At 54.7% G+C, this 21,830-nt stretch carries 18 protein-coding genes; all 18 read right to left on the bottom strand.

Annotated features, from left to right (window positions below; genetic code table 11):
• Nucleotides 1–17 precede the first annotated feature (17 nt).
• The 18 genes from ABLV08_RS20220 to rpsB all read right to left on the bottom strand — a co-directional run bounded on the left by ABLV08_RS20220 (nt 18) and on the right by rpsB (nt 21,610).
• Nucleotides 18–1,802 carry a glycoside hydrolase family 19 protein gene (locus ABLV08_RS20220; protein WP_348856209.1) on the bottom strand — a complete coding sequence of 595 codons (1,785 nt, stop codon included), beginning with the start codon at nt 1,800–1,802 and terminating at the stop codon, nt 18–20.
• Between the two features lie 191 nt (nt 1,803–1,993).
• The gene (gene accA, locus ABLV08_RS20215; protein WP_015368151.1) at nt 1,994–2,953 is read right to left on the bottom strand and encodes an acetyl-CoA carboxylase carboxyl transferase subunit alpha; all 960 of its coding nucleotides are present in this window, start codon (nt 2,951–2,953) and stop codon (nt 1,994–1,996) included.
• Nucleotides 2,954–2,965: 12 nt separating this feature from the next.
• Complete coding sequence (gene dnaE / locus ABLV08_RS20210; protein WP_015704450.1) at nt 2,966–6,448, bottom strand: DNA polymerase III subunit alpha; 3,483 nt, start codon at nt 6,446–6,448, stop codon at nt 2,966–2,968.
• A gap of 17 nt (nt 6,449–6,465) precedes the next feature.
• Nucleotides 6,466–7,065 carry a ribonuclease HII gene (rnhB, locus tag ABLV08_RS20205; RefSeq protein ID WP_015368153.1) on the bottom strand — a complete coding sequence of 200 codons (600 nt, stop codon included), beginning with the start codon at nt 7,063–7,065 and terminating at the stop codon, nt 6,466–6,468.
• Complete coding sequence (gene lpxB / locus ABLV08_RS20200) at nt 7,062–8,210, bottom strand: lipid-A-disaccharide synthase (RefSeq protein ID WP_015368154.1); 1,149 nt, start codon at nt 8,208–8,210, stop codon at nt 7,062–7,064. Before lpxB ends, rnhB begins: the two co-directional genes overlap by 4 nt.
• Nucleotides 8,210–8,998, bottom strand: coding sequence for an acyl-ACP--UDP-N-acetylglucosamine O-acyltransferase (gene lpxA / locus ABLV08_RS20195; protein ID WP_348856208.1), 789 nt, complete (start codon nt 8,996–8,998; stop codon nt 8,210–8,212). The genes lpxB and lpxA overlap by 1 nt, the downstream gene beginning before the upstream one ends.
• 3 nt (nt 8,999–9,001) lie before the next feature.
• The gene (gene fabZ, locus ABLV08_RS20190) at nt 9,002–9,457 is read right to left on the bottom strand and encodes a 3-hydroxyacyl-ACP dehydratase FabZ (protein ID WP_004145858.1); all 456 of its coding nucleotides are present in this window, start codon (nt 9,455–9,457) and stop codon (nt 9,002–9,004) included.
• Nucleotides 9,458–9,564: 107 nt separating this feature from the next.
• Nucleotides 9,565–10,590, bottom strand: a complete 1,026-nt coding sequence (lpxD, locus tag ABLV08_RS20185; protein WP_126033716.1) for a UDP-3-O-(3-hydroxymyristoyl)glucosamine N-acyltransferase — start codon at nt 10,588–10,590, stop codon at nt 9,565–9,567.
• A gap of 3 nt (nt 10,591–10,593) precedes the next feature.
• Nucleotides 10,594–11,079, bottom strand: a complete 486-nt coding sequence (gene skp, locus ABLV08_RS20180; RefSeq protein WP_117026132.1) for a molecular chaperone Skp — start codon at nt 11,077–11,079, stop codon at nt 10,594–10,596.
• A 122-nt stretch (nt 11,080–11,201) separates the two neighbouring features.
• Entirely contained in the window at nt 11,202–13,622 is a 2,421-nt protein-coding gene (gene bamA, locus ABLV08_RS20175; protein ID WP_015704448.1) for an outer membrane protein assembly factor BamA, read from the bottom strand.
• A gap of 31 nt (nt 13,623–13,653) precedes the next feature.
• On the bottom strand, nt 13,654–15,006 hold the full coding sequence (gene rseP / locus ABLV08_RS20170) for a sigma E protease regulator RseP (protein WP_032709916.1): 1,353 nt from the start codon (nt 15,004–15,006) through the stop codon (nt 13,654–13,656).
• A gap of 11 nt (nt 15,007–15,017) precedes the next feature.
• Nucleotides 15,018–15,875, bottom strand: coding sequence for a phosphatidate cytidylyltransferase (gene cdsA, locus ABLV08_RS20165; RefSeq protein WP_015368161.1), 858 nt, complete (start codon nt 15,873–15,875; stop codon nt 15,018–15,020).
• A 12-nt stretch (nt 15,876–15,887) separates the two neighbouring features.
• Nucleotides 15,888–16,649 (bottom strand): (2E,6E)-farnesyl-diphosphate-specific ditrans,polycis-undecaprenyl-diphosphate synthase, encoded by a 762-nt coding sequence (gene ispU / locus ABLV08_RS20160; protein WP_032710057.1) that lies wholly within the window; start codon nt 16,647–16,649, stop codon nt 15,888–15,890.
• Between the two features lie 266 nt (nt 16,650–16,915).
• Nucleotides 16,916–18,100 (bottom strand): 1-deoxy-D-xylulose-5-phosphate reductoisomerase, encoded by a 1,185-nt coding sequence (ispC, locus tag ABLV08_RS20155; protein ID WP_015704446.1) that lies wholly within the window; start codon nt 18,098–18,100, stop codon nt 16,916–16,918.
• A gap of 229 nt (nt 18,101–18,329) precedes the next feature.
• On the bottom strand, nt 18,330–18,887 hold the full coding sequence (frr, locus tag ABLV08_RS20150; RefSeq protein WP_015368165.1) for a ribosome recycling factor: 558 nt from the start codon (nt 18,885–18,887) through the stop codon (nt 18,330–18,332).
• A 150-nt stretch (nt 18,888–19,037) separates the two neighbouring features.
• A complete protein-coding gene (pyrH, locus tag ABLV08_RS20145; protein WP_004098747.1) occupies nt 19,038–19,763 on the bottom strand; it encodes a UMP kinase in 726 nt (241 codons plus the stop codon).
• A gap of 150 nt (nt 19,764–19,913) precedes the next feature.
• Nucleotides 19,914–20,765: a translation elongation factor Ts gene (gene tsf / locus ABLV08_RS20140; protein WP_015368168.1), complete on the bottom strand. Its 852-nt coding sequence runs from the start codon at nt 20,763–20,765 to the stop codon at nt 19,914–19,916.
• Between the two features lie 119 nt (nt 20,766–20,884).
• Nucleotides 20,885–21,610, bottom strand: coding sequence for a 30S ribosomal protein S2 (rpsB, locus tag ABLV08_RS20135; RefSeq protein WP_004858107.1), 726 nt, complete (start codon nt 21,608–21,610; stop codon nt 20,885–20,887).
• Nucleotides 21,611–21,830: the final 220 nt, after the last annotated feature.

Raw genomic sequence — 21,830 nt, 5'->3', positions numbered from 1 at the left:
TCATAGCAAAGCGATGATTACAGCGCTTTCCAGGCATCACCCCAGGCCAGACCTGCGCCCGGTTCGTAGTAGGTTGGCGCCACGTTGCACCATGCCCCTTCCGGCAGCGGTTTACACTGGAAAAGCGCGCCGTGGTTATTGACGATGTCACCTGGTTTCCAGCTCTGGCTGGCGCTCCACGCTGGATAGTTGATAACGCCGCTATCGCCTGCCGGCTCATCCTTCGCGTCATCCGCCGCCGCCTTCGCCTTCACATTCAGAGTATAGGTGGCCGTGCTGGATAAGCTGCCATCACTAACGATCAGGCTAACGACATACTGGGCATCTTTGTCGCTCTGCGGAGCGCTAAAATTGATCACCGCCTTATCCGCGCCACTTAACGTCTGGCCATCCTGCGACATCCAGCTATAGCTCAGCTTATCGCCGTTGGCATCGGTAGAGGCTTCCGCGCTCAGCGACACCAGGCTACCGGCTTCGACTGCGCCGACCGGGCCGGCAATACGCGCCACCGGCGCGACGTTTACCTGTGGAGCAGGCGTAACGTCATCCGTCTTATCAGACGCGCCATCGCTACCCGCATCATCAACCACGGTTACGTTGAAGTAGTGCTGCACGCATTTGCTGTAATCCCCCTCTTTAAACGCGCTGTACGGCGTCTGATAGCTCACCAGCTGGCAGGCATTGGTTTTACCGTCCGCGGTGTTCGGATCCCATCCCCAATCCTGTTCCCAGTAGATTGGCAGCGCGCCGGCTCCGCCTTCATCAAACTGCTTCATGTTCTTACAGCCCAGCACTTCATCATCGGCAATAGGTACTTTGAGGTAGTTGGCGAACTCTTTGTAATAGGCAATACGGTTAAGCGATTGGGCGTTTTCCGTTGCGCCGCCGCACTCGACGCCGCCGTTGATGATCTGGATGCTCACGCCAAACCCTGGCACCAGGCCATTGCTCTTATCGCGATCGTTGGGCTGCCAGGTACCGTCGATAACGTGCAGCATGGAAGGTTTCGGCGGCTGCGGATAGACAAAGAAGAACACGGCGCTGGCGAGGTTCATCCATGAATCGGCCACCAACTGTGGTTTATCCAACAGCGGGCGAACGTCGCCATACATCGCCTCTGAGAACGGGCCGTAGTTGTAGTTATAGGAGAGCTGTTTAGCGCCGCGGCCAAAATAGCTGAGGAAATCGCCATCGGCATCTTTACCGCAAGGCCAGGTCTGCCCCTGCCAGACATCCGGGTTACATTCGCCGTTATAGCCGCCCTTTTGACCTTCGGTCCAGCCGACTTCGCGCAGATAGACCAGCGCCTGGCGCCATTCCGGAATATCGCGCCAGCTTTCGTGGCCGCCGGTTTCCTGAGCAAAGTGGGCAAACATCGTCGCCAGCGATTTACGGCAGATAGCATCGCTATCGCGACCATCGGTATAGGTACCGCATACCGCCGGGAATTTACCGATCGCCTTCAGGAAATTGCTGTAGGTATATTCCGGCGCGCGCATCGGGAACAGATAATCCCAATCCTGCTCGCTAAGCATGCCTTCAACGCGCTTAACGTTCTCCGGATTCGCCGCCCTACCGGGTTCAATCTGCTCCGCCACGGCATTATCGAGGGTGCGAATAGAGGATTTAACCGCTTCCATCAGCGGAAAGTCGGTTAGCGCTTTTTCTTTTGCCGCCAGTTCGCTGGCGGTCATGGTGGTTGTTTCAGTGGCGCTGAGCAGCGGCGCCGCCTGTGCGGCCCCCAGACTTAACAAGATCCCTGCGGCCACGGCGCTTAAGGCGACGGTTTTATGAATTGCCATAATATTATTCTCCTTTTCCTTATGAACGGTCTGCCCAGGCGTTGTCCCCGGCAGTGAGCGCAGTGTCACGGGAAAAAGACATCATCGGCTAATCACATCACCTCATTGACGTATCATCTTACCTCAGTGAAAAAATGATAAAAAAAGGGCCGGAAATCCGGCCCCTTAGAGAATTGTGATGCGCTGATAAATCAGGCGTAGCCGTAGCTCATCAGACGCTGATAGCGGCGATTACGCAGCTCTTCTTCGCTGAGAGTATCCAGGTCAGCCAGGTCGGCCAACAGCTGTGCCTTCAGGCTCGCCGCCATCGCTTCAGGGTTACGATGAGCGCCGCCCAGCGGTTCTGGAACGATGGAATCAATAAGCTTCAGCTCTTTGAGGCGTGGCGCGATGATACCCATCGCTTCCGCGGCCAGCGGCGCTTTATCCGCGCTTTTCCACAGAATGGACGCACAGCCTTCCGGCGAGATAACTGAATAGGTGCTGTACTGCAGCATGTTGACTTTATCACCTACGCCGATCGCCAGCGCGCCGCCGGAGCCACCTTCGCCAATCACGGTGCAGATAACCGGCACGCTCAGACGCGACATTTCACGCAGGTTGCGGGCAATCGCTTCCGACTGGCCGCGTTCTTCCGCGCCAACGCCCGGATAGGCGCCAGGGGTGTCGATGAAGGTAATGATCGGCATTTTGAAACGCTCAGCCATTTCCATCAGGCGCAGCGCTTTGCGGTAGCCTTCCGGCGCCGGCATACCAAAGTTACGACGGATCTTCTCTTTGGTTTCACGGCCTTTCTGATGACCGATGATCATCACCGGGCGACCATCAAGACGCGCAATACCGCCGACGATAGCTTTATCGTCAGCATAGGCGCGATCGCCTGCCAGCTCGTCAAATTCGTCGAAAGCCAGGCGGACATAATCCAGGGTATAGGGACGACGTGGATGACGCGCCAGCTGGGCTACCTGCCATGCGCCAAGATCGGCGAAGATTTTGCGCGTCAACTCTACGCTTTTTTCGCGCAGACGATGCACTTCTTCATCGATGTTAATATCCAGTTTCTCATCCTGACGGCTTACAGCAGTCAGGGAATCGATTTTCGCTTCCAGCTCTGCGATAGGCTGTTCAAAATCTAGGAAATTCAGACTCATAGTATTCCTGTATTAGTCAAACTCCAGTTCCACCTGCTCCGAGCCGATAAGGCCACGCAGATCGTTGAGTAAACGATCGCTCGGAGAGACGCGCCATGTTGCGCCAAAACGCAACCGCGCGCGCGCATCCGCCCTCTGATAATAGAGGTGTACTGGAATGGTTCCCGAACGGTGGGGTTCCAGAGACTGACGGAGTCGGTTTAAAAGCTGGTCATCAATTTGCCTGTCCGTCAGCGAGATAGCAAGCCCGCGAGCATATTTTTCCCGGGCTTCGTCAATATCCATGACTTCACGGGCGGTCATTTTAAGGCCCCCGCTGAAGTCATCAAAGCTGACCTGTCCGCTGACGATAAGTATGCGGTCTTTTTCCAGCAACTGCTGGTATTTATCCAGCGCGTCGGTGAATAACATCACCTCCAGACGCCCGGAACGGTCATCCAGCGTACAGATGCCGATACGATTGCCGCGCTTGGTGACCATTACCCGCGCAGCAATAACCAGCCCCGCCGCCGTGGTCACTTTACCACGATCGGTTGGGTGCATGTCTTTGAGTCTCACGCCGCCAACGTAGCGTTCGATCTCTTTTAGATATTGGTTAATCGGGTGGCCGGTCAGATACAGCCCCAGCGTTTCCCTTTCACCATCCAGCACCACCTGCTCTGGCCACGGCTGGCAGCTGGCGTAGGATTGCTCGATTTGTTCCGGCTCTTCCGCCAGCACGCCGAACATATCCGCCTGACCGATGGCTTCGGCTTTGGCGTGCTGATCGGCGGCTTTCAGCGCATCGTTCAGCGAGTTCATCAGCGCCGCGCGATGCGGGCCGAGGCGGTCGAACGCCCCGGACATAATCAGTTTTTCCAACACCCGGCGATTGAGTTTTTTAATATCGGTACGGGCGCACAGGTCAAACAGCTCGCGGAAGTAACCGCCATTGTTACGCGCTTCAATGATGGCTTCAATCGGGCCTTCGCCGACGCCTTTAATGGCGCCGATACCATACACGATTTCCCCATCATCGTTGACGTGGAAATGATACAGGCCGGAGTTAATGTCCGGCGGCAGGATTTTCAGCCCCATGCGCCAGCACTCATCGACCAGGCCCACCACCTTCTCGGTGTTGTCCATATCGGCAGTCATCACCGCCGCCATAAACTCGGCCGGATAGTGGGCTTTCAGCCACAGCGTCTGGTAGGAGACCAGCGCATAGGCGGCGGAGTGGGATTTGTTAAATCCATAACCGGCGAATTTCTCCACCAGGTCAAAGATTTTCATCGCCAGTTCGCCGTCAACGCCATTTTTCTTCGCACCTTCTTCGAAGACAGAACGCTGCTTGGCCATCTCTTCCGGCTTTTTCTTACCCATCGCACGACGCAGCATATCCGCGCCGCCGAGGGTATAACCAGAGAGCTCCTGGGCTATCTGCATGACCTGTTCCTGGTACAGAATGATGCCGTAAGTCGGCTCCAGTACAGGTTTCAGACATTCATGCTGCCACTGCACGTCCGGGTAGGAAATCTCTTCACGGCCGTGCTTACGGTCGATAAAGTTATCTACCATCCCCGACTGCAGCGGGCCCGGACGGAACAGGGCCACCAGTGCGATCATATCTTCGAAGCAGTCAGGCTGCAGGCGCTTAATCAGATCTTTCATGCCGCGCGATTCAAGCTGGAATACCGCGGTGGTTTCCGAGCGCTGCAGCATGTCGAAGCTTTTCTTGTCATCCAGCGGTATCGCGGCGATATCCAGCGGCCCTTCGCCGTTCTTCGCCCGGCGCTTGTTGATCATCTCCAGCGCCCAGTTGATGATGGTCAGCGTACGCAGGCCGAGGAAGTCGAATTTTACCAGCCCGGCATATTCAACATCGTTCTTATCAAACTGGGTAACCGGGTGCAGCCCCTGCTCATCGCAGTACAGCGGCGCGAAATCGGTGATTTTGGTCGGCGCGATAACCACGCCGCCCGCGTGCTTACCGGCGTTACGCGTTACGCCTTCCAGCTTACGCGCCATATCGATCAGCGCTTTAACTTCTTCGTCCGCTTCGTAGATTTCCGGCAGCTGTGGTTCCGCTTCAAAGGCTTTCGCCAGCGTCATGCCAGGATCCGGCGGCACCAGCTTAGAGATTCGGTCAACAAAGCCGTAAGGGTGGCCCAGCACGCGGCCCACGTCGCGAATAACCGCCTTCGCCGCCATGGTACCGAAGGTGATGATCTGCGATACCGCGTCGCGGCCATACATATCCGCCACGTGCTCAATCACCTGGTCGCGTTTCTCCATGCAGAAATCGACGTCGAAGTCGGGCATCGAAACACGTTCCGGGTTGAGGAAACGTTCGAACAGCAGGTCGAACTCCAGCGGGTCAAGGTCGGTGATTTTCAACGCGTAGGCCACCAGCGAGCCGGCGCCGGAACCTCGCCCCGGCCCTACCGGCACGCCGTTATCCTTGGACCACTGGATAAATTCCATGACGATCAGGAAGTAGCCAGGGAACCCCATCTGGTTGATAACCTGCAGTTCCACATCCAGACGTTGGTCATATTCCGGGCGACGCTTAGCGCGCTCTTCGGGATCCGGGAACAGGAATTCGAGACGCTCTTCCAGCCCCTCTTTCGACTTCATCACCAGAAAATCTTCGGTAGTCATGTCGCCGGTCGGGAACTGCGGCAGGAAGTATTCGCCAAGGCGCACGGTGACGTTGCAGCGTTTGGCGATCTCAACGGTGTTTTCCAGCGCTTCCGGGATGTCAGCAAATAGCTCGCACATCTCCTCCTCGCTGCGCATATATTGCTGCGGCGAGTAGTTACGCGGACGCTTCGGATCGTCGAGGGTGAAGCCATCGTGAATGGCGACGCGGATTTCATGAGCGTCGAAGTCGCCGGTTTCCAGGAAGCGCACATCGTTGGTCGCCACTACCGGCAAACCATGCTCTTCCGCCAGTTGAACCGCGGCATGAAGATAGCTTTCTTCGTCCTGACGACCGGTACGGATCAGCTCCAGATAGTAGCGATCCGGAAAATGTTGTTGATAGAAGGCGAGACACTGCTCTACCAGCGGCATGTTTCCGCGGATCAGGCTGACGCCAACGTCGCCTTTACGCCCGCCGGACAGCAGAATCAGCCCTTCCTGATGCTCAACCAGCCAGTCGCGATCGATCCATGGCCCCAGCGCGCCATAGCCGCGCTGATAGGCACGAGAAATGAGCAGAGTCAGGTTCTGATAGCCGGTATTGTTGGCCGCTAAAACAGTCAGCTCGGTGAATTCATCGCCAAGCAGATCGCACTGAACATGGAAGTCAGCGCCGACAATTGGTTTAATCCCGGCGCCATGGCCCGTTCCGTAGAACTTAACCAGACCGCAGAGGTTGGTGAAATCGGTGATCGCCAGCGCAGGCATGCCCAAAGCGGCCGCCTTTTTCACCAGCGGCCCGGTTTTCGCCAGCCCATCGATCATGGAATAGTCGCTGTGCACCCGCAGGTGTACGAAACGTGGTTCAGACATCTTTAGATCCCAGTGACTTAGTTGGACGCCAGGCCCAGCGCGCGTTTCACCGGGCCGAAACTACGCCGGTGGTGCTCTGTTGCGCCGTGTTCCTGCAGTTTTTGCAGATGTACAACGGTAGGATAGCCTTTGTGCTGGGCAAAACCGTATTGCGGAAATGCAATATCCAGCGTAGCCATTTCGGCGTCGCGAGTGACTTTAGCCAGAATAGACGCTGCGCTGATTTCCGCCACCCGGCTATCGCCTTTCACTACCGCCTGCGACGGCATCGGTAGCGATGGGCAGCGGTTGCCGTCGATAAGCACGAACTCAGGGGTAATACTCAGGCCAGCGACGGCGCGCTGCATCGCCAGCATCGTGGCATGCAGGATGTTTAGCTCGTCGATTTCATGCGGCTCGGCGCGCCCCAGGCTCCAGCACAGCGCTTTGTCTTTGATTTCATCGAACAGCGCCAGGCGGCGCTTTTCGCTTAATTTTTTAGAGTCGTTGAGGCCTACGATCGGCTTACGCGGATCAAGGATTACCGCGGCAGTGACCACCGCGCCGACCAGCGGCCCGCGGCCAACCTCATCGACACCGGCGACCAGATGGGTATGTGGATAAACGAACTCCATCATTTTGCTAACTCCAGTACTGCGTCCGCCGCCTGCTCGTCCGCGTTGCAGCGGATCTGCTGATGCAGCGCGCGGAAAGTATCATGCATATCGTGGCTGGTTTTGCCGTCGGCCAGCAGCGGCTTCAGAGCGGCGGCCAGCGCCTGCGGCTCGCATTCATCCTGCAGCAGCTCTTTCACCAACTCGCGCCCGGCTAGCAGATTTGGTAAGGAGACATAATCGGTTTTCACCAACCGCTTCGCCAGCCAGAAGGTAAACGGCTTCATGCGGTAGCCAACGACCATCGGGCATTTCGCCAGCATGCACTCCAGCGCCGCCGTCCCCGAGGCCAGCAGCGCGGCATCACTGGCGATCATCGCATCGCGCGCCTGACCATCCAGCATATGTACCGTCATATCCGGCGCCGTCTCAGCTTTGATTCGCTCAAACTGTTCCCGCCGTTTGGCATTGACCAGCGGCACCACAACCTGCAGGTCGGGATAGGTACCACGCAGAAGCTGCGCGGTTTTCAGGAAGTCGGCGCTGAGCATTTCGACCTCCGCGCCGCGGCTACCGGGTAGCAGCGCCAGGCAGTGAACATCATGCGGGATGCCCAGACGGTCACGCGCTGCGCCCTTATCAGGATCCAGCGGCATGGCATCCGCCATGGTGTGGCCGATGAAACGGCAGGGAACGTTAAATCTGTCGTAAAACGCTTTTTCGAAAGGCAGGAATGCCAGGACCAGATCGGTGGATCTGCCAATTTTGAAAACGCGTTTTTGTCGCCATGCCCAAACGGACGGGCTGACGTAATGAATGGTTTTGATGCCCTGCTTTTTCAGGTTACCTTCGAGGGTAATATTGAAATCAGGGGCGTCGATGCCAACGAAGACATCGGGACGCAGTTCACCGAAGCGGCGCGTTAAATCGGCGCGAATATGCAGTAAGCGGCGCAGTCGACCAAGCACTTCAACAATGCCCATCACGGCCAGCTCTTCCATTTCGTACCAGGCTTCGCATCCTTCCGCCTGCATCAGCGGCCCCGCCACGCCGACAAAGCGCGCATCAGGGACGCGAGCTTTGAGGGCGCGGATGAGACCGGCGCCAAGAATATCGCCGGAGGTTTCTCCGGCGACCAGGGCAATCGTCAGGGGACGCTGTTCGGCCATTAACGAATCAAGCCGCGAGTTGAACGGGCAAAGAAATCGACAAATGGCTGAACTTCAGGATGCTGAGCCGCCAGTTCGGCGATTTCCGGCTTGGCTTCGTCCAGCGTTTTGCCGCTGCGGTACAGCAGTTTATAGGCGTTACGAATCGCGGTAATCGCTTCACGGCTAAAGCCGCGGCGTTTCAGACCTTCGATGTTGACGCCAAACGGCGTGGCGTGGTTGCCCTGGGCAATCACGAACGGCGGAACGTCCTGAGCGACGCCGGAGCAGCCGCCTACCATAACGTGCGCGCCGATGACGCAGAACTGATGTACTGCAGTCATGCCGCCGATGATGACGAAATCATCCAGAGACACGTGACCGGCCAGCGTCGCGTTGTTGGCCAGGATGCAGCGGTCGCCAAGCGTACAATCGTGCGCCACGTGGGCGTTGATCATCAGCAGGTTATCGCTGCCCACCTTCGTTAATCCACCGCCCTGTACTGTGCCGCGATGAATGGTGACGCTTTCGCGAATGCGGTTGCGATCGCCAATTTCCACTCGAGTCGGCTCGCCAGCATATTTCAGATCCTGGTTAACTTCACCGATCGAAGCGAACTGGTAGATCTCATTGTCGCGGCCAATTTTAGTGTGGCCATTCACAACGACATGAGACTTCAGTACGGTGCCCTCGCCAATTTCGACGTTGGCGCCCACAATACAAAACGGACCAATGTGGACATTAGCGCCAATGACGGCGCCTTCTTCTACAATGGCGGTAGGATGAATAAAGGCGGTTTTATCAATCACGTATCAGGCCTCCCGGCTACGCGCACACATCATCGTCGCTTCGCAAACCACTTTACCGTCAACCAGCGCAACGCCTTTGAAACGGGTCAGTCCGCGGCGGGTTTTCTCGAAAGTGACTTCCATAATCATCTGGTCGCCTGGCACTACCGGACGTTTGAAACGCGCCTCATCGATACCCGCGAAGTAGTACAGTTCGCCCGGCTCAAGTTTTCCAACGCTTTTGAAAGCCAGAATGCCGGTGGCCTGCGCCATCGCTTCCAGAATCAGCACGCCAGGTAAAATCGGCTTACCAGGGAAATGCCCCTGGAAAAACGGCTCGTTTACGGAAACATTTTTTACTGCGCGCAGAAAACGACCTTCTTCAAAATCCAGCACGCGGTCTACCAGCAGGAACGGGTAACGGTGAGGCAGAAGTTCCAGAATCTCTTCAATGTGCAGAGTATGAGTGTCAGTAGTCAAAATACTCTTCCTGTCTAAATATACTAAAAGGCAATAATAACACGGCCTGCGGCAATCTTATTAACGAATGCAACAGGCCGGGAATGTAACGTGACCGAATGATGAATTTAGTCTTGTTGATTAACCTTGCGCTCAACCGCTTTCAGGCGCTTGCTCATCTCGTCAATATTCATCACCAGCGCCGCAGTTTTACGCCACGCCTTGTTCGGCTGCAGCGGAATACCTGAGGAATAGACGCCAGGTTCAGAGATAGGACGCATAACCATCCCCATCCCGGTTACGGTGACTTTATCGCAGATTTCCATATGGCCGTTAATCACGCTGGCGCCACCAATCATGCAGTAACGCCCAATTTTCAGGCTGCCGGCCATAATCACGCCGCCAGCGACGGCGGTATTGTCGCCAATCACCACGTTGTGCGCAATCTGGCACTGGTTATCAATGATAACCCCATTGCCGATCACGGTATCGTCCAGCGCGCCGCGATCGATGGTGGTACAGGCGCCGATCTCCACACGATCGCCAATAATAACGCGACCAAGCTGCGGGATCTTCACCCAGTTACCGCGATCGTTAGCGTAACCGAAACCATCCGCGCCGATCACCGTACTGGACTGGATCAGGCAATTTTCACCGATCTCAATCTCGTGGTAAATGGTAACGTTGGCCCATAAACGCGAGCCGGCGCCGATTTTGCTATTTTTGCCAACGAAACAGCCAGCGCCAATAACCACGTTATCGCCCAGCACCACGCCGGATTCGATAACGGCATTCGCGCCGACGGAGACGTTGTTACCCAGCTTCGCCGTTGGGTCGATCGCCGCGCTTGCGGCGATGTCTTGCGCCGGCTGCGGCGTGGTATCTAAAATTTGAGCCATGCGCGCGTAGGTCAGGTAGGGATTACGCACTACCAGCGCGGCGCTATGGGCAAACGGTAAATCGTCCAGCGTCATGACAACGGCGGAGGCCTGGCAAGCGGCCAGGTGTTCACGGTATTTAGGATTTACCATGAAAGTAATTTGGCCTGCTTTAGCGCTCTGCATGGACGCAACGCCGGTGATGACGATATCGCCATCACCGTGTAATTCTGCATCCAACTGCTGTGCTAAGTCAGCCAGTCGAATTGAAGGCATTACTTATTTAACCTGTTTCAGTACATCAGCGGTGATGTCTTTAACATCGCTGCTGTTGTATGCCACGGCATTAGAGTCAACAACCAGATCGATGCTCTGATCTTTCGCTACGCTCTGAACGGCAGTCTGGATACGGGTAACCAGTTTGCCACGTTCTTCATTGGAACGACGTGCGCGATCCTGCTCAAAAGCCTGTGCTTTCTGAGAGAAGGTCTGACGCTGAGACATCACGTCTTTTTCCAGTTTGGTACGATCTGCGCCCGGTTTCATGGACTGCAGACGCTGCATTTTAGACTGCAGATCGCCTTCCAAACGCTGCAGTTCGCTAGCGCGGCCTTTGAACTCGTTCTCCAGCGTTTTGGAAACGCCAGTTTTCTGAGCAACCTGCTGGAACAGGTTATTCATGTTAACCAGAGCAATTTTATCTGCCGCCTGAGCGGAAGTTACCATTGCTAAACCCAGACCTGCAGCTAATAACCACTTTTTCACAATTGACTCCTTACCATCCCATGAGTACCCAGGGGTACCGTTATTTGCGTGGCCAGGCGATAGCATCCGCCATCGCCTACAGTCAGCGCTATACTGCACTTACATTCCGTTGTCGCCGACAATTACCAGGTTTTACCAATGTTAAACTGGAACTGCTCGGCTTTGTCTCCATCGTACTTTTTAAACGGTTGGGCGTAGGAGAAGACCAACGGCCCCAACGGCGACATCCACTGTACCGCGATACCCGCAGACATACGAATGTTGCTTGGATCGCTGTAATCAGGGTAGCCACCGTACTTCGTGGAATCCCAGTTAGTATCCCAGACGGTCCCCATATCCATAAACACGGAAGTACGCACCGAGTTAGCGTATTTATCGCTGATAAACGGCGTTGGGGTAATCAGCTCAAGGCTGGCGACCGCCATGGCGTTACCGCCCACCGCATCGTCCGATTTACAAGGCGCGCTTTCAGTGCTCGCACATTCCGTATCATAGTCATCACGACTGGTAGTTGAAGGGAGATAAACCGCTTTCGGACCAATCGTATTCGACTGGAAGCCGCGAACGGTACTTGAACCACCGGCATAGAAGTTCTCATAGAACGGCATCTCTTTGCCGCCGAGTCCATCACCGTAACCGAAGCGCGTACGACCAAGCACGACCCACTGATGATCGTCATCGATCGGTACATAGGTCGCAGTATCCAGCGTCACTTTGTAGTATTCGTTATCAGAGCCCGGAATAGTGACTTTACCGTTCAGGTTGACACGCGAACCTTCAGTCGGGAAGTAGCCGCGATCGAGGCGGTTGTACGTCCAACCATAGTTGAAGGTGAAGTCGTCGGCGCTAAACGAGTTATTGTCGTTGGTGGTATCCGGGTACTGCCCCATCGAATTCAGGTAACGCCACATCGCCACCTGCGGCTGCATATTGGACAGGGAGTTATGAACGTAACCTAAACCTGCGCGCAGCGAGTTGTATTCGTTGATCGGGAAGCCGAGGGTGACGTCTGTACCATAGCTTTTGTTGGTATAGTCAGACAGATCCGCGTCGTTCGCATCGAAGTCGTTATAGAAGATGCGGCCGCCGAGGCTCACGCCATCTACGGTGAAATACGGGTTGGTGACCGACAGTTCAGCATAGGTCTGGTAGTCGTTCTTGGTCCCGTTGATGCCAACGGAGTAGCCGGTGCCTAACCAGTTATCCTGCTGAACGCCTGCCTGGAAGCTGACGCCGCTTTCGGTACCGTAGCCGATACCGAAGTTCAGGCTACCGGTATTACGCTCTTTCACCTTGTAAACGACATCGACCTGATCCGGGCTACCCGGCACGCGCTGGGTATCGGTATCGACGGTTTCGAAATAACCTAAACGGTTAAGACGGTCTTTACCCTGATCGACCAGGTCACTGCCCAGCCACGCCCCTTCCATCTGGCGCATTTCGCGGCGCAGGACGGAATCTTTGGAGGTGTCGTTACCTTCGAAGCGAATTTTACGCACGTAGTAACGGTTACCGGCATCAACGTTGATATGCAGCTTCACGGTTTTATCCGTGTCGTTGATTTCCGGCTGCGACTGGACGCGCGGATAGGCGTAACCATAGCGACCGAGGAGTTTCTTAATATCATTCTCCATTTTGGTCACTTTGGTGCCGTTATACAGCTCGCCCGGCTCAATTTTGGTCAGCGATTCGATTTCCGCGGAATGGCCCGCCAGATCGCCCGTAATCTGCACGCCGGAGAGCTTGTACTGCTCGCCTTCGGTGATGTTTACGGTGATATAGATGCCTTTCTTGTCCGGCGTCAGGCTAACCTGCGTCGAATCGATGTTGAAACGCGCGTAGCCGCGATCCAGATAGTAACTGCGCAGGGTTTCAAGGTCGCCCGCCAGTTTCTGTTTCTGGTATTTACGATCGCCGACAACGTTCCACCACGGCACTTCATCGCGCAGTTGGAAGTGAGAAATCAGTTCGTCAGTGGTGAAAGCGTGGTTACCGACAATGTTAATCTGCTGGATTTTCGCCGAGACGCCTTCCTGGAAAACCAGTTTCAGGTCGACGCGGTTACGCGGCAGCGGCGTCACGACAGCTTTAACGCTGGCGCTATATTTACCGACGCTGTAGTAGAAATCTTCCAGCCCTTTTTCGATATCGGCAAGCTTGGTGCGATCGAGAGATTCCCCAACGCGAACGCCGGATGCCTCAAGGTTTTGCTTGAGCATGTCATCCTTCACCGACTTGTTGCCGGAGAAGGTAATGCTCGCAATTGTTGGGCGCTCTTTCACCTGCACCAGCAGGGTATCACCATCGCGCAGGACGCGGACGTCCTCAAAGTTGCCAGTGGCAAACAGAGCGCGAATGGTGTTACTGATATCATCATCGGTCACCGTATCGCCAGGACGCACTGGCATGCTGAGGAGGGCCGCACCAACAGCGACACGCTGCAAGCCTTCGAAATGAATGTCCTTCACCACGAACCCTTCAGCACCGTATACAGTCGCGCTGCTAAACAGCAGCGACGCTATGAGCAACTTTTTCATCGCCATCGTTATTATGCGTTCTTCCTAACAAACTCTCTTACAACCGAGAGAAATCATTGAAAAGTGCAAGCCCCATTAACAGCACCAGCAGTATTGAGCCAATGCGATAACTAAAGTCTTGAACTCGCTCGGATACCGGCCCGCCCTTCAGCTTTTCAATCGCCAAAAACAGCAGATGCCCCCCGTCGAGGACGGGTAGCGGGAACAAGTTGATTATTCCAAGGTTCACGCTTATCAGCGCAAGGAACATCAGATAGTAAATCAACCCAAATTCCGCTGACATTCCAGCCCCCTGAGCGATAGAAATCGGCCCACTGAGGTTGTTCAGTTTGACATCACCGGTTATCAATTTGCCCAGCATCCTGACCGTTAACGACATCAGTTGCCAGGTTTTATCCGTGGCTTCGGCGATGGCGGCAAACGGCCCGTACTGACGCACTGTCTTGTATTCATCAGGCAGCGGGATAACCTTTGGTACTACCCCTGCAAACCCTTCAGCCTTGCCTTTCACCGACTTCGTATCCGGAGTCAAAGTCAACGACAGCGGCGTACCTTGTCTGTCGACCTCCAGAGCCAGCGCCTTGCCCGGATTATCACGCACCAGATTAACAAACGTCATCCACTGCGTTAACGGTTGACCATCGACTTTAACGATCCTGTCTCCCGCTTGCAAACCTGCTTTCTGCGCGGCCGACTGAGGTTGTACCTCAGCCAGGGCGGTATCAATCTGCGCGCTACGCGGCTTGATGCCCAGCGAGGCCACCGGATCTTGTTTATCCGGCTCAAACGCCCAGTGACGCAGATCGAGGATTTTATCCTGACGTTGGTTCGTCCCGAAAGGGGCGACGGTAAGTATTGTTTGTTGGTCGCCGATCTTCGCGACTAACGCCATACGAACTGCATCCCAATCAGGCGTTTCGATGCCATCTATCGCTTTAAGTTCCATTCCTTTTGCAATTTGTGCTTGCGCAGCGATGGAATTGGGCGATATTTCATCAATAACCGGACGAACGCCGGGGACGCCGATGATAAACACCAGCCAGTATGCAAAGATGGCAAAAATGAAGTTGGCGATAGGGCCTGCGGCAATGATGGCCGCACGCTGACCGACGGTTTTATTATTGAAAGCGTAATGACGCATTTCCGGCGCCACCGGCTCGACGCGTTCGTCGAGCATCTTCACATAGCCGCCAAGCGGGATCAGCGCGATAACAAATTCAGTACCCTGCTTATCTACGCGGCGCCACAGCGCTTTACCAAAACCAATGGAAAAACGTTCAACGCGCACGCCGCAGCGACGAGCCACCCAGAAATGGCCGAACTCGTGCACGGTGATCAGTACGCCAAGCGCAATAATAAAAGCGGCCAAATTCCAGAGAACGCTCAGCATAAAACCTTCCGTCAAATCGTCCTGAAGACTAACAACAGCAGACAAGCGAACACCGGCACCGCAGCCGTCAGGCTATCAATGCGATCTAAAATACCGCCATGTCCAGGGATCAGATGCCCGCTATCCTTGATGCCGGCTTCACGCTTAAACATACTTTCCGTCAAATCGCCCAGCACTGAAGCCAGCGCCGCCACCACCGAGCAAATCAGCAACACGGTTGGGGTGACATCCAGATGAGCCCACATGCCGTACGCCCAGGAGATAACCGCGGCCGTCAGCAGGCCACCGAAGAAACCCTGCCAGGTTTTCCCCGGGGAAACCTTTGGCGCCAGCTTATGCTTACCGAACATTTTACCGAACATGTAGGCGCCGGAATCCGCCCCCCACACCAGAATCATGACGTACAGCAGCCACACCGCGCCGCTATAGTGGTTATCGGCATAATGCCAGGCCCGCAGCGCCAGCATGCCCCAGAAAAACGGGACAATAGTCAGCACGCCGAAGATCAGACGCAGCGCTTTTGAATGGCGCCACAACGCCGCCGAGGCCGGATAAGAGAGCACCAGCACCAAGGCGACAATCCACCAGCCAAACGAAGCCCATAACGATCCCTCAACCATCGGTTGATGAGCGTCATAGTGGTATTCAGGCAACATAAAGAGCATTAGCGCCAGCAGCAGGCCGCAAAGCACCGCCAGCCACACGCGCTGCGTCGTTGAGGTGAAACCGCTTAATTGCCCCCACTCCCACGCGGCGAGCATACAAACGACCAGGGTGACGATAGCAAAACCCGCGGGCGGCAATAGAAAAAGCGCCGCAATTACGACGGGAATTAAAACGAAAGCGGAAATCAGGCGATACTTCAGCAAAAGTGACCCCCATCAGGCATGACTGCCACCCGGCTCTTCTGTGCCGCCAAAACGACGCTCTCGACTAACGAATGCATGGAGTGCACCTTCAAAGTCCTGTTCAGCAAAATCGGGCCAAAGAACATCCGTAAAGTAAAGTTCGGCATAGGCAATTTGCCAAATCAAAAAGTTACTTATTCGGTGCTCTCCCCCGGTCCTAATAACTAAATCAACGGGAGCCAGTTCATGCATGCATACCTGCTGGCTCAACATGTCTTCCGTGATCTCTTCAGGTTTTAGCAACCCGTTTTGTACCTGTTCGGCTAGTTGACGCGCGCCCTGGACGATATCCCAGCGGCCGCCGTAATTAGCGGCGATATTCAGCGTTAGTCCGGTATTGTTTGCCGTTAGCGCTTCCGCCTTACGGATACGCTCCTGCAGCCGGGCATTAAAGCGCGTCGTCTCGCCGATAATCCGCAGGCGGACATTGTGGCGATGCAGGCTTTTTACTTCGCTATCCAGGGCCCAGACAAACAGTTCCATCAGCGCGCTCACTTCCTGCGCCGGACGGTTCCAGTTTTCACTACTGAATGCGTAAAGCGTTAATGCTTCAATACCATTATTCGCCGCGAAGGAGACCGCGCGACGAACAGATTTCGCTCCAGCTTTATGGCCAAAGGCGCGAATTTTACCTTGTTGTTTCGCCCAACGACCGTTGCCGTCCATGATAATGGCGACATGGCGACAACCATGCGCAGGCGACATTTTGCTGACAGTTTGATTAGCAGACAACATAACGCGTTTTAAGTCCATAATAAGGATTAGCTAAGCCACAACACACACGCCGCCGGGCAGCGCTGAATACGCATTTTTATCCGGCGCCGGAGCTACAGCCAATCGCAGAGAACAACCAAAAGCTTTACGCAAAAAAGCCGTGTCTTGCCACGGCCACCGTAATCTTTCACAACAAAATGCAACGATCGGGTGGCGCAGACTATATCACCGAAGCCCAGCGCCCACAAATATCACAACGCGTTACAGGGGCTCCCCTACGCCATGTGTTATCGGAGTTGTCGCTGTGCGGCGACGCGCGCTTCGGCATCAATCGCAACCACTTCATCAATACTTTGCGGTTCATTGAGCGCCATACTATCCAGCACCGCCTGGTTAACCGCCGCAATATCGGTAAAGCGGATTTCGCTATTCAGAAACGCCGCCACCGAAACTTCGTTAGCGGCATTCAACGCCGTCGTCGCGGCCTGGCCGACATCAAAAGCGTCCATTGCCAGCTTCAGGCACGGATAGCGATCGTAATCCGGCGCTGAAAAACTCAGGTTGCTCAATTGACAGAAGTCCAACGGTTTAACGCCGGAGTTCAGGCGCTGAGGCCAACCCATGGTATGGGCGATCGGCGTGCGCATATCCGGCTCGCCTAATTGCGCCAGCACGCTGCCGTCCTGATAGCGAACCATGGAGTGAATCACCGATTGCGGATGAATAATGACTTCCATCTGCTGAGCAGAGGCATTAAACAGCCAGCGGGCTTCGATGTACTCCAGCCCTTTATTCATCATCGTGGCGGAATCAACGGAAATTTTGCGTCCCATTGACCAGTTCGGATGGCGGCAAGCCTGATCCGGCGTCATTGCCGCCAGCTCAGAAATCGCCGTTTCCCGGAAAGGTCCACCGGAACCGGTCAGCAGAATCGACGAGACGCCGTTCTGCGTCAGGTCAGCGTATCCCAGATGGTTTTGAATTGTTTCCGGCAAACTCTGAAAAATCGCGTTATGTTCGCTATCAACCGGCAACAGGCGAGCGCCATACTGCTGAACCGCGTCCATAAACAGGCGGCCGCAGGTCACCAGCGACTCTTTATTCGCTAACAACACCGTTTTGCCAGCGCGAATGGCCGCCAGCGTCGGCGCCAGACCGGCCGCGCCAACGATGGCTGCCATCACCTGATCGACTTCATCCAGCGCCGCGACGTCGGCCGCCGCCTGCTTACCGCTCAGCACTTCCGTGCGGCAGCCCTGTTCACGTAGCAGCGTACGCAAACGCTCAGCGCTTTGCGCATCATCCATCACCGCGAAGCGAGGGGAAAATTCCAGACATTGTTCAACCATACGGTCGACATTTTTCCCCGCGACCAGCGCGGCGACGGAAAAGCTTTCGGGATTATGGCGCACCACGTCCAGCGTGCTGCAGCCGATTGAACCGGTCGAACCGAGAACGGTTAATTGCTTCATGAGACGTCCAGAAGAATTGTGACAGGATAAAAAGCAAAACGCCGCCAGCAAGCCCTTTATGCATCAATCCTCGGGGCTAAAACGGCGGCGAATGACCTTCGGTATAGAACGGAAGGCTACAAGGCCAGCTATTTTAACGCAATCCCAAATATTGAGCGTACGGTCTTCTGTACGGCGTTTCAGACTTTACGCAGCCCCGAATATCCCGGGCCCGCGTAACGGCAGAAAATCAGAACTGCATCAGTTCCGCTTCTTTCTCTGCCAGCGCCGCATCAACTTTCTTAATGGCGGCGTCAGTCATTTTCTGCACGTCGTCCTGAGAACGGCGATCGTCATCTTCGCTGATCTCTTTCTCTTTGAGCAGAGCTTTAACTTTGTCGTTCGCGTCACGGCGAACGTTACGCACGGCGACACGCGCCTGCTCTGCTTCGCCACGCACGATCTTGGTCAGATCTTTACGACGTTCTTCTGTCAGCGGCGGCAGCGGAACGCGGATATCGCTACCCGCAGAGCTTGGGTTCAGACCCAGGTCAGACGCCATAATCGCTTTTTCAACGGCCGGGCTCATAGAGCGGTCGAAGACGTTGATTTTCAGCGTACGGGAATCTTCTACCGTAACGCTTGCCAGCTGACGCAGCGGAGTCGGCGTGCCGTAGTATTCTACAATGATGCCATCCAGCAGGCTTGGAGAAGCACGACCCGTGCGAATTTTGCTGATTTGGTTTTTGAATGCTTCAACGCATTTTTCCATGCGTACTTCAGCATCTTTTCTGATATCGCTAATCACGTTACGAATCCTTGAAAACTTGTCTCAGACAGACCACACGGTCGCTCACCGCAAAAGTGAGCTAAGTATAGTCCGGATTAATTCAATTAACCGGGCAACTTCCCCGCTAAAGTAAAGCGGAATATTACCCGGAATTAGCGCCGACGGGAATTATTCCGTAATCAATGTGCCTTCTTTTTCGCCCATCACCACACGACGCAGCGCGCCAGGCTTGTTCATGTTAAATACGCGAATCGGCAGTTTGTGGTCGCGCGCCAGGGTGAAGGCGGCAAGATCCATCACTTTCAGCTCTTTATCCAGCACTTCGCTGTAGGTCAGCTGATCGTACATGGTGGCGGAAGGATCTTTCGCCGGGTCAGCGGTAAACACGCCGTCAACCTTGGTCGCTTTCAGTACCACGTCGGCTTCGATTTCAATACCGCGCAGGCAGGCTGCGGAGTCGGTAGTAAAGAATGGGTTGCCGGTACCTGCGGAGAGGATCACCACGCGATTGTTACGCAGCAGGCTAATCGCTTCCGCCCAGCTGTAGTTGTCACACACGCCGTTCAGCGGGATTGCGGACATCAGGCGAGCGTTCACATAGGCGCGATGGAGCGCATCACGCATTGCCAGGCCGTTCATGACCGTTGCCAGCATGCCCATGTGGTCGCCCACAACGCGGTTCATACCCGCTTTCGCCAGACCAGCACCACGGAACAGGTTACCGCCACCAATCACTACGCCAACCTGAATACCCAGTTCAACCAGTTCTTTGATTTCCTGAGCCATACGGTCAAGTATGCTTGCATCAATACCGAAGCCTTCTGAACCCTGCAGAGCTTCGCCACTTAACTTCAGCAGAATACGTTTGTAGACGGGTTTTGCATTGGTAGCCATGTTTCTTTCCTGAGACTGTCAACGATTGAGATGAGTTAATTCTGACGACATTGTATGTCATCGTTCAGCGCAGTCACTATAAGCGATTGGCTGATTTTACAAGAGAGGCGCAAAAAGAAGCCGCCCTCAGGCGGCTCCTTTTTTTAAAAATTAAGACTGCTTGGACATCGCAGCAACTTCTGCTGCAAAGTCAGTCTCAACTTTCTCGATGCCTTCGCCCACTTCAAAGCGGATGAAGCCAGTAACGTCGGCGTTGTGCTCTTTCAGCAGCTGACCAACAGATTTGCTCGGTTCCATAACGAAAGGCTGACCAGTCAGAGAAACTTCGCCGGTGAATTTCTTCATACGGCCTTCAACCATTTTCTCTGCGATTTCTTTCGGCTTACCGGACTGCATCGCGATGTCCAGCTGAACCTGGTACTCTTTTTCTACTACTTCAGCAGAAACGTCTTCCGGCTTAACGAATTCCGGCTTGCTTGCAGCAACGTGCATTGCCAGCTGCTTAACCAGCTCTTCGTCAGCGCCTTTAGCGGCAACCAGAACGCCAATGCGCGCACCGTGCTGGTAGCTGCCCAGAACGTCGCCTTCCAGGATAGCGATACGACGGATGTTGATGTTCTCGCCGATTTTAGCAACCAGGGCAACACGTTCTTCTTCGAACTGCGCTTTCAGAACTTCAACGTCGGAGATTTTACCAGCAACAGCGGCGTCCAGTACTTTGTCAGCAAATGCCTGGAAACCACCATCTTTAGCAACGAAGTCAGTCTGGCAGTTAACTTCCAGAATGTAACCGTAGTTGCCGTCGATTTTGGTTTTGATCACGCCGTCAGCAGCAACGTTGCCTGCTTTTTTCGCCGCTTTGATCGCGCCGGATTTACGCATGTTTTCGATTGCCAGCTCGATGTCGCCATTAGCTTCAGTCAGTGCTTTTTTGCAATCCATCATGCCTGCGCCAGTACGTTCGCGCAGCTCTTTTACCAGGGAAGCGGTAATTTCAGCCATTCTAAAATCCTCGGGAGATGTGGAAACTGCCCGGCCTGCGGCCAAACAGCATAAATTGAAAAAAGGGGCCTAAAATTGGCCCCTATTCATACACGGTACTAATAAGGGCTTAAACCTTATTATTCAGCTTCTACGAAGCTTTCTTCCGCCTGAGAAGCCAGGTCCTGAGAGCGACCTTCACGAACGGTAGCTGCAACAGCGCCCAGGTACAGGCTAACTGCGCGGATTGCATCGTCGTTACCCGGGATAACGAAGTCTACGCCGTCCGGATCAGAGTTGGTATCAACGATAGCAAATACCGGGATACCCAGGTTGTTTGCTTCTTTGATAGCGATGTGCTCGTGGTCAGCGTCGATAACGAACAGTGCGTCCGGCAGGCCGCCCATGTCTTTGATACCGCCCAGGCTGTTTTCCAGCTTGTCCAGCTCACGAGTGCGCATCAGCGCTTCTTTCTTGGTCAGCTTCTCGAAAGTACCGTCCTGGGACTGAGTTTCCAGGTCTTTCAGACGTTTGATGGACTGACGAACGGTTTTCCAGTTAGTCAGCATACCGCCCAGCCAGCGATGGTTCACGAAGAATTGGTCGCAGCTGTTAGCAGCTTCTTTTACCGCTTCGCTTGCAGCGCGCTTAGTACCAACGAACAGGATCTTGCCTTTACGGGCAGAGATTTTGTTCAGCTCAGCCAGAGCTTCGTTGAACATCGGTACAGTTTTCTCAAGGTTGATGATGTGAACTTTGTTACGCGCGCCGAAGATGAAAGGCTTCATTTTCGGGTTCCAGTAACGGGTCTGGTGACCGAAGTGAACACCAGCCTTGAGCATGTCGCGCATGGAAACAGTTGCCATGTTTAAAACCTCTATAGATTAAATTGGGGTTATGCCTCCACGTATCCCATATTACCGACCCCAAAGGGCACCCCGGAATATGTGCCGATACGTGTGTGTTATTTACACAATATGAGTATGTCGCTTACGTCCATCCTTGTGTATCTGAGATGGAACGGAAGTCCGGCGCGCTTTATACCACAAAACCTGGCCAGACACCAACTCTTGTTGACGTCTCGTG

The sequence above is a fragment of the Klebsiella sp. CN_Kp088 genome (assembly GCF_040064335.1).
In the GTDB taxonomy this organism is placed as follows: Bacteria; Pseudomonadota; Gammaproteobacteria; order Enterobacterales; family Enterobacteriaceae; genus Klebsiella; species Klebsiella aerogenes.
This window is presented reverse-complemented; position numbering and strand designations above follow the sequence as displayed.